This window comes from Pseudomonas sp. LS-2 (assembly GCF_003605735.1).
Taxonomy (GTDB): domain Bacteria; phylum Pseudomonadota; class Gammaproteobacteria; order Pseudomonadales; family Pseudomonadaceae; genus Aquipseudomonas.
Window position 1 is genome coordinate 1 of record NZ_QXTJ01000013.1, and the last position, 9161, is coordinate 9161.

9 protein-coding genes and 2 pseudogenes are annotated in these 9161 nt (G+C 59.0%); 5 read left to right on the forward strand and 6 right to left on the reverse strand.

The annotated features are described in order from the left end of the window. Positions 1–113 precede the first annotated feature (113 nt). On the forward strand, positions 114–377 hold the full coding sequence (locus D3M70_RS07070) for a hypothetical protein (RefSeq protein ID WP_120125111.1): 264 nt from the start codon (positions 114–116) through the stop codon (positions 375–377). A 337-nt stretch (positions 378–714) separates the two neighbouring features. On the opposite strand, the gene D3M70_RS07075 is transcribed toward D3M70_RS07070, so the two are convergent. Continuing rightward, positions 715–1401, reverse strand: a complete 687-nt coding sequence (locus D3M70_RS07075; protein ID WP_120125112.1) for an energy-coupling factor ABC transporter permease — start codon at positions 1399–1401, stop codon at positions 715–717. A 133-nt stretch (positions 1402–1534) separates the two neighbouring features. Continuing rightward, on the reverse strand, positions 1535–2179 hold the full coding sequence (locus tag D3M70_RS07080) for a hydrolase (RefSeq protein ID WP_074752122.1): 645 nt from the start codon (positions 2177–2179) through the stop codon (positions 1535–1537). Between the two features lie 157 nt (positions 2180–2336). On the opposite strand from D3M70_RS07080, the gene D3M70_RS07085 reads away from it, so the two are divergent. Then, on the forward strand, positions 2337–3236 hold the full coding sequence (locus D3M70_RS07085) for a LysR family transcriptional regulator (protein WP_120125113.1): 900 nt from the start codon (positions 2337–2339) through the stop codon (positions 3234–3236). A gap of 183 nt (positions 3237–3419) precedes the next feature. Here D3M70_RS07085 and D3M70_RS07090 read toward each other — a convergent pair whose 3' ends face one another. From D3M70_RS07090 to D3M70_RS07105, 4 genes are all read right to left on the reverse strand, one after another. After that, on the reverse strand, positions 3420–4373 hold the full coding sequence (locus D3M70_RS07090; protein ID WP_120125114.1) for a 2-hydroxyacid dehydrogenase: 954 nt from the start codon (positions 4371–4373) through the stop codon (positions 3420–3422). Positions 4374–4403: 30 nt separating this feature from the next. Then, positions 4404–5171, reverse strand: coding sequence for an SDR family oxidoreductase (locus tag D3M70_RS07095; RefSeq protein WP_120125115.1), 768 nt, complete (start codon positions 5169–5171; stop codon positions 4404–4406). Positions 5172–5215: 44 nt separating this feature from the next. Beyond that, a complete protein-coding gene (locus D3M70_RS07100; RefSeq protein WP_120125116.1) occupies positions 5216–5911 on the reverse strand; it encodes a fumarylacetoacetate hydrolase family protein in 696 nt (231 codons plus the stop codon). Between the two features lie 179 nt (positions 5912–6090). Continuing rightward, the gene (locus D3M70_RS07105) at positions 6091–7434 is read right to left on the reverse strand and encodes an MFS transporter (RefSeq protein ID WP_120125117.1); all 1344 of its coding nucleotides are present in this window, start codon (positions 7432–7434) and stop codon (positions 6091–6093) included. Positions 7435–7756: 322 nt separating this feature from the next. On the opposite strand from D3M70_RS07105, the gene D3M70_RS07110 reads away from it, so the two are divergent. The 3 genes and pseudogenes from D3M70_RS07110 to D3M70_RS32775 form a co-directional block, all read left to right on the forward strand. Beyond that, a complete protein-coding gene (locus D3M70_RS07110; RefSeq protein ID WP_120125118.1) occupies positions 7757–8659 on the forward strand; it encodes an AraC family transcriptional regulator in 903 nt (300 codons plus the stop codon). A 225-nt stretch (positions 8660–8884) separates the two neighbouring features. Then, positions 8885–9020, forward strand: a pseudogene (locus tag D3M70_RS32770) (AraC family transcriptional regulator); the annotation flags it as partial. Between the two features lies 1 nt (position 9021). Beyond that, positions 9022–9126: pseudogene (locus D3M70_RS32775) on the forward strand (AraC family transcriptional regulator); the annotation flags it as partial. Between the last annotated feature and the right edge of the window lie 35 nt (positions 9127–9161).

Sequence of the window (9161 nt, forward strand, 5' to 3'; positions counted from 1 at the left end):
TTGACTACCGCTTCGCGGCAGATCGTCGGCAAGCCAACTCCCACGCCTTCGGCAGAAGCAGATGAGTGCTAGTCGCATCGATTTGATTCTGCCCGAAGGGCGTGGGAGTCGACTTGTCGACGATCGGCTGCGCAGCAGTCGCGAAACCAGGCAACTCATTCTTCCTGATCCACCGCATGCTCAGTATTGACTACCGCTTCGCGGCAGATCGTCGGCAAGCCAACTCCCACGCCTTCGGCAGAAGCAGATCAATGCTGGCTGCATCGTTTTTGATTCTGCCCGAAGGGCGTTGGAGTCGACTTGTCGGCGATCGGCTGCGCAGCAGTCGCGAAACCAGGCAACTCATTCTTCCTGATCCACCGCATGCTCAGTATTGACTACCGCTTCGCGGCAGATCGTCGGCAAGCCAACTCCCACGCCTTCGGCAGAAGCAGATTAGTGCTAGCCGCTCAGTTTTTGATTCTGCCCGAAGGGCCTAGGAGTCGACTTGTCGGCGATCGGCTGGTTTGAGAAATACCGGAATTCTGAGCTGAACCCAAAACAGTGTAGGAGCGCGCTTGCCCGCGATTGCAATGGGTCAATCGACGGCAATGTGACTGACCCACCGCATTCGCCAGCAAGCCGTCCCCCACACATTTCGCCAGACACAGAACCGGTCATCATCCGAATATCGGTGGGGGACGCTGGAGTTGTCAGGGCGGCGAAGACGACGGTTCACTTATCACCATCAGCCGTCCACGGCTCCGACAAATATCGGGTCCGGTTGAACGTCTCAAGCCACTCGGGGCAGAACACCACCAGCGCGGTAACGATCATTCCGTTGATGAACGCTTCGGGGAAAATGATCAGCCACAGGTAGCCGACGAAATCCCCCAGCCATTCCGGCATCGCGAACAATCCGTCGTACCAGAGCAAAGCCATGGCAACCATCAGGCACGTCAATGCCGCTAACCCCGCCGCAAAGAACCCTGAGCAGAAAATGTAGGTAAACGGATTTTTCGGTTGGGCGCGCTCGACGATCAGCGAGCAGGCTTCGGTAATCAGTACCGGGATCGCGATCAGCAGCAGACCGTTGACGCCGATGGACGCCAGGTCCTGTCGCCCCATCGCCAGCATCCCCAATTGTGCGAAGAGTCCACCGATGATTGCCAGCGGCCAGTCCAGCAACAGGGTCACAGCGGTCATGCCCAGCAGGTGATAGGAAACGCCGGTTTCGAAGTCCCGGCGCATCAGCCAGAGTAGGAACAGAGCGAAGACGGTGCCGAAAAAAAGATGCTGGCGACGGGCGTCGCTGAACAGCTCGATCCATGGACTGCGCCACACCGCCCACAGCAGCAGCGGCACATAAAGCAGCCAAGCCAGGGTCATGGTTTGCGGGGTGAGCACTTCGGTTCCGATCATGATGAAGGGTTCTTCTGGGTTCGGATAACAGCAGTCTACGCCTGTTGAAACAGCCTGCGTGTCCAAACCAAAAACACCCGATGGAGCGTCTTTATTCGCTCCATCGGGTGGAAAACATTCAACTCTTCGTGAGTCAGTCGAGCTTACGTTGTGGCGCTCCGTGAACCATGGTGTAGGCGTAGTCGACACCCATGCCATACGCGCCGCTGTGTTCCAGCACCAGTTGCATGACCGCTTCGTAGGTTTCCTTGTGAGCCCAGTCACGTTGGAATTCGAGCAGAACCTGCTGCCAGGTGACCGGCACCGCGCCCGCCTGAATCATGCGCTGCACCGACATGTCGTGGGCTTCTTTGGTCGTGCCACCGGAGGCGTCGGTAACGATGTACACCTCATAACCTTCCGCCAGTGCGTCAAGTGTCGGGAAGTTGAGGCAGACTTCGGTCCAGAGCGCAGCGATGATCAGTTTCTTGCGACCGGTTGCCTTCACCGCTTCGACCAGTTTCTTGTCTTCCCAAGAGTTCATCGAGGTGCGTTCGATGGGCTGTTGTTCCGGATGTACCGCCAGCAGTTCCGGCCAGATGTAACCGCTGAAGCTTTTGGTTTCGACCGAAGTAAAGATGGTCGGTACGTTGAAAATCTTCGCCGCCTTGGCCAGGCCGACCGTGTTGTTCTTCAGCGTCTGGCGATCGATCGACTGTACGCCGAAGGCCATTTGCGGCTGGTGGTCGATCAGGATCAGAGCGGAGTTGGTCGGGTTCAACAGTTCGCGGATAGACATGGCATGTTCCTTTTAATTTCGACAAGGGTCTGTAGTGGGTCGCCGCTGGAGCTCTTCGAGCTGTTTGCTTGCTGGCTTGGGAGTAAATCTACGGACTAGCCGACTTCGGAACAATCCCATAGAATCGAGACTCATTGTTTCCATATTAGGGACGTTAATGGATCGTATCGAATGCATGCGCGCGTTTGTCGCCACCGTCGGCGCCAATGGCTTCGCCGCTGCTGCCCGCGCACTGGATGTACCGCGCTCGAAAGTCAGTAAACAGATTCAGGCGCTGGAAGAGGCCATCGGTGTGCAGTTGCTGCAACGCACTACGCGCAGCCTGCACCTGACCGAGGCTGGCGCCGAGTACTACGATGCCTGTCGCGATGTCATCGCTTCGCTGGACGAAGCCGAGCAGCGGGCGCGCACAGGGATGGGTGAAATACGCGGCGTGCTGCGTGTCAACGCGCCGATGTCGTTTGGACTGAGCCGGCTGGGGCCGCTGATCCCGCTGTTCAACGAGCGCCACCCCAATGTCGAATTGCAGGTGGTGCTCAGCGACCAGCAGGTCGATCCGGTCAAGGGTGGCTTCGACGTGACCATCCGTATCGCCAGCTTGCCCGATTCATCGATGGTCGCCCGGACACTGGCGCCAGCGCCCAGGATCATGGTCGCGTCGCCGGCCTATCTGGAGCGAGAAGGCGAGCCGCAATCGCCAAAAGAACTGAGCCAGCACAAATTTCTCAGTTACGGCTATCTGCAAAGCGGCATCAGCCTGCAACTGTGCAACGGCAAGGAAACCCAGCGTGTGACCGTCAGCGGCCCGCTGCACGCCAATAACGGCGACATCCTGGCTCAGGCGGCGGTGTCCGGAATGGGCATCGCCTTGCTCCCCAACTTCATCGTTGAACGGGCCGTGGCGGATGGTCGATTGATGCCGGTGCTGTGCGAATGGCAGGCACCAGCGATTTCGGTGAACGCGGTCTACCCGTCGGCACGCCGGGTGCCGATGAAGACACGGGCGTTCATCGATTTTCTGGTGGAGGAACTGGCGTTGGGGACGGCGGGGTTTTGAGATGTTGGCGAGGATTGAGGATGGTGCAATCAGCCTTATCAGAGACCCACATTGGGTGCACCGCGTATCCGTAGCAGTCCGGCTTGCCGGCGGGTGGCGTCATCCAGATCGCTGCCGCCGGCAAGCCGGACTGCTACAGGGCATTCCCTTCATCCCGAAATGCCTAGCCGTAAGTTTCCGGCCTCAAACCACCGCGCCCACCGGCTCCTTGCCTTCCAGCACGGCGGCCAGGCTTGCCAGCACCATATGCCCCATGCGCGTACGGGTCTGTACGGTGGCGCTTGCGCGGTGCGGTTGCAAGATCACGGTTTCCAGCCCAAATAACGCGTCCGGTACATTCGGCTCGTCGACGAATACGTCCAGCCCGGCGCCAGCAATCGACCCCGACTCCAGCGCCGCGATCAGATCCGGCTCATTGACCAGACTGCCCCGCGCCACGTTGATCAGATAGCCCTCTGCGCCCAAGGCGTTGAGCACCTTGGCGTTGATGATGCCCTTGGCCTTGTCGGCGGCTGCGGCGACGATCAACGCATCGCTTTGGCGGGCCAGTTCCACCAGATCGGAAACGAAGGTGTAAGGCACATCACTCATTGCGTTGAGGTCGGTGTAGCTGATCGGGCAACCGAACGCAGCCGCACGCGTGGCGACGGCGCGCCCTACCCGGCCCAGCCCCACGATGCCGATACGCATGCCGCTGAACTGGCGCGCCAGCGGCAGCGGGACCAATGGCGTTGCAGTTCTGGCCCACTCTCCGGAACGCACATAACGATCACCTGTGCCCAGCCCGCGGCAGGCTGAAATCAGCAAACCAATGGCCAGGTCGGCGACGTCTTCAGTCAGCGCACCAATGGTGGCAGTGACGCGAATTCCGCGATCGCGCGCATACGCCAGATCGACCGCATCGGTACCCACGCCGTTGACCGCGATCACTTCGACCTTCGGCAGTTGTTCCATGACTTCGCGCTTGATGCCGGTGTGGCCACCGGTGACCACGCCGCGAATGTTGGCGCCGTGTTCACGCAGGTACGCAGCCTTGTCGGTCTGCTGAAAATAGGGGCGAACGGTGTACAGCTCGTTCAGTGTGGCGTTGACCTCTGGAATCAGGATCGGGCTCAACTGGAGGATTTCAGGTTTCATCGATGTCTCGCTCATATCGGATCGGACGGATCAACCACGGCCCACGAAAGGCATATTGGTCGCCATGACGGTCATGTTCAGGACGTTGGCCGACAGCGGCAGCGCGGAGATGTAGCGCACGGCGTCGGCAATGTGTTTGACGTCGATCATCGGCTCCACCGCAATCGAACCATTAGCCTGACGCACGCCTTTGGTCATGCGCACTGACAGCTCGGTCAGGGCGTTGCCAATGTCGATCTGGCTGCAGGCAATATTGAACTCGCGACCATCGAGCGCCAGGCTTTTGGTCAGGCCCAGGACGGCGTGTTTGCTGGCAGTGTACGGACCGGTGAACGGGCGTGGCACGTGAGCGGAAATCGAGCCGTTGTTGATGATCCGGCCACCCTGTGGCGACTGTTTGCGCATCAGCCCGAACGCACCTCGGCTGCACAGGAAAACACCGGTGACGTTGGTGTCGATCACGCTCAGCCACTTCTCGACTGGCAGCTCGTCCATCGGCACGGCGGGCGCATTGACGCCGGCGTTGTTGAACACCACATCGAGGCGTCCATAGACCTCTTCGATGGTTGCAAACAGGTTGTCGACGCTGGCCGGATCGCGGACGTCGGTGGACACCGCCAACGCTTCGCCCCCTTGTTCACGGGCCAGCGCCACCAGTTCTTCGAGCGGTTCGATACGACGCCCGGTGACGACAACCTTGTAACCGTCTTCCAGCAGACCCAAGGCGACAGCGCGGCCGATACCGCTGCCAGCGCCGGTCACCAAGGCAGTTTTCGAGAGAGATTGTTGTTCAGTCATTGTTGTTCTCCTGTTGCTCATCTGGATGCTGTTTTTATTCCGAGTCAGCCAGCGCGACGGCTGCCGATCCGCACTTCGAATTCGCCGATGCCACTGATACCGGCATTGATCACATCCCCGGCCTGCAGCGCTGCAACGCCTGGCGGCGTGCCGGTCATGATCAGGTCGCCTGCCCGCAGGCAGACCGAATGGGACAGCTGGCTGACGATCTCGCCGACCGACCAGATCTGGCTTTCCAGATCCGAACGCTGGCGCTCCACGCCATTGACGCTGAGCCAGATCGCGCCCTGTCCGGGGTGACCATCACGGCTGGCCGGAATGATCGGGGTAATCGGCGCCGAGCCATCGAAAGCCTTGGCCGGCTCCCACGGATTACCCACCGCCTTGGCGGCCATTTGAAGATCGCGACGGGTCAGATCGAGCCCGGCCGCATAGCCCCAGACGTGTTCGAGCGCCTGCTCCTCACTGATTTCAAATCCGTCTTTACCAATCGCCACGACCAGTTCGATTTCGTGGCAGAACTGTTCGGTTTGCGTCGGGAATTCCAGCTCGCCCGTGGCGTCGATGACCGATGTCGCAGGCTTCATGAAAAACGCAGGCACCTCGCGTACTGCACTCAGCGAGTCGCCCCAGTGGTAATTGCGTCCCAGGCAGAACACCCGGGCGATGGGGAAACGCGCGTCAGTGCCATTGACCGGCAGACTGGCAACAGGCGTGGGATCGAATACAAAGTTGCTCATGAAATTTCCTCAAGGCCCGTGGCCGTTTCATCCAGAGACTACGGGATCCAAACACACGAAAGTTGGACAAAACCATGTTCGCGCTGGACTAAAAAACTCAATGTCTGACGCATAAAAAAGGCGTACTCACGTACGCCCTTGCCTAGTACGGCATAAAGTCACACACACATTCTTGAGGCTTACCTGGCCTTCAGTTCAATCCTGTAGATGCGGCCCAGCAGCAGCGAATACGACAGCGTACCGATGCACGCCATGCCACCGATGAACCAGAAAGCCCAGGCGAAATTACCCGTCAGGTGGAGGATCTGGCCGATGACGATTGGCGTCACGATGCCCCCGATGTTGGCTGCCAGACTGGTGATGCCACCTGTCAGACCTATCAGCTCTTTCGGTGCGACTTCAGACACTGCCGCCCAGGAAGAAGAGGCGATGCCTTGTGCGAAGAAGGCGATGGTCAGCAACGCGATGCACAGTTCGTTCGAGTCGGTGAAGTTGACCAGCATGATCGACATACCCAGCGCTGATCCCACCACCAACGGCAGCTTGCGAGCGAAGGACAGCGACACGCCACGACGAATCATCCAGTCGGCAATGAATCCTGCCAGCAGGACACCCACGGTGGCGCCAATGAATGGCAGCACTGCGAAGATGCCGACCTTGACCATGGTCAAATGACGCTCTCCGATCAGGTAAGTCGGGAACCAGGTCAGGAAGAAAGACAGCGCCGATGTGCTGGCAAACTTGCCGATGCAGATTGCCCAGACCTGACGATACTTGAGCAATTCAGCGATCTGCGCCCACTTGAACTTGTTCTTGTCCTGACTGCTTTTGACCAGGCCGCCGCCCGCCTCGATGTACTCCAGTTCCTGCTTGCTGACCTTCTTGCAGTTCAGCGGATCGCGGTACAAGTAAAGCCAGGCGACACCGAAGACGATGCCGACGATACCGGTGCTGTAGAACACGTGGCGCCAGTCGTAGGTCGTCGCCAACCACAACAGCAGGCCAGTGAACAGCGCCGTGCCCAGGTACTGGCCGCAGACATAGATACTGCTCGCCATGCCCCGCTCACGCGCCGGGAACCACACCGTTACCGCGCGGCTGTTGGCCGGAAATGCTGGCGCCTCCATGGCACCGATAGCCAGCCTAAGGCCGAACAGGGAAGCGAACCCACCCGCCATCCCCTGGCAAACCGTTACCGCAGACCATGAGATGAGCGAGGCGCCGTAAGTCAGTCGCGAACCGAAACGGTCGGCGATGAAGCCGGCCGGCACCAGTGCGAACGCGTAGGTCCAGGCGAAGGCCGAGAAGATCAGGCCCATCTCGACTTTGTCCAGGCCCAGGTCCTTGGCCATGAAGGGAGCCGCGATGGAGATGTTGACCCGGTCCACATAGTTGATGATCGTAGCGATTAGCAGGAGCGAGAGCATGAACCAGCGACGATGGGATGAAAGGCGAGCCGGAGCTGCTGCCGCGGGAGCGGCCACAGTGGCGTCGATCGCCTGAATATCAGGGTTGCTCGACATGAGAATTCCTCATTGTTTTTATTGGAATCGAGTGATGAAGCACACCCCTAAGTTATCGTACGACTGGTTTTAAACAACCCGGCGCTTAGAACTTTTTGGGATTTCAGCGCCCTGCTCTAATTATTTGTCCAAGAAATTCCGGAGGGAGAATGACAGCCGGAGGGTGGTGAAAACGGCTCGTAACCATTGCGATAGAGCCTTTCTAATTTCACGCCTGGGTTGCGGTTTTTTGGACAAAAAAACTGGCGACCGTCAGTAGAAAGGTTTTGAATGATGTCGTAGGACAACTGACAATAAAAAGCAGTACAACGAGGAATTCACGATGGACTCTGCCAATCGCGTCCCCACTTACGGTATGCAACAACGCAGCGAGCGGCCCGACTTCTACATCCGTGGCAAGACCGAAGGCAAACCGGAAACTGCGCCTCATCGTCATGAGTATTTCCAGATTCAGATCAACCTTGGCGGCGATACCGTGCAGCACATCGGCGGCGTGGTTCGTCCATTCCCGCGCAACACGCTGGCGTTCATCCTGCCGCATAAACTTCACCTGATCCCACACCCGCCGGAAGGCAATTTCCTGCTGATCAACTTCGCCCAAACCTTTCTGTTGCCGCAGTTGCAGTGCGATCCGCTGGACCTCGAAGACGTGGCTATCGCCCTGGCCCCAGAACTGTCGCCGTTCCGTTTTCAAGAGCACCTGGACTTCACCCTGAACGCTGAACAATTTTCGGAAATCCAGCGCCTGCTCGACCGCATGCGCACGCTGGATCAGAACCGTCATTTCGGCACGCGAGAAATCCTCAAGGGTTGCCTGCTGCAATTGATCGGCACGGTGTGCGAACTCTACGCCGACCCGATCAAACTGTTGGCCGACGATAACGCCGCCGAGCGCAGCCGCCGCGACGCGCTGGCGCGAATGTCGGAATACGTGCGCAAGAACCTCTGCGACCCGGATTTGAGCCTGAAGAAAGCAGCGTCCGCCGCGTTCCTCTCGCCCAACTACCTGACCCACTGGCTGCGTAAGGAAGTCGGCAAGACCTTCAGCGAACTGGTACTGGAACGACGCATGCATCTGGCGCGCACGCTGTTGCTCAATGGCACCAAGCCTGTGGGAGAAGTGGCGAGGCTCTGCGGTTTCGCCGACGAAGCCTATTTTTCCCGCCGCTTTCGCCACGCCCACGGCATGCCACCGGGGCAGTTCCGGAAACAGCGGGATTTGTAGAGGTTCGGCTAAGCTCACTACCTCGCTTCTGGCCAGAGGCCGTGGGAGCTTGGCTTGCCAGCGATCTGCCGAGTACCGGCAGTAAGATCAGATACCTCACTGTGTCAGGAACACCCTAGCCAGCCGAGTTTACTGCCGCTGCGCGTCAGATCGCTGGCAAGCCAAGCTCCCACGGCCTCCGGCCAGAATCAAAACCAAAAGCCGATCCAGGTCTGTGCCTAAATGCTGCATAAGGGAGTCTGCAAGACCTTTAGCGAATTGGTACTGGAACGACGCATGCATCTGGGGCGCACGCTGTTGCTCAATGGCACCAAGCCTGTGGGAGAAGTGGCGAGGCTCTGCGGTTTCGCCGACGAAGCCTNGTGGCGAGGCTCTGCGGTTTCGCCGACGAAGCCTATTTTTCCCGCCGCTTTCGCCACGCCCACGGCATGCCACCGGGGCAGTTCCGGAAACAGCGGGATTTGTAGAGGTTCGGCTAAGCTCACTACCTCGCTTCTGGCCA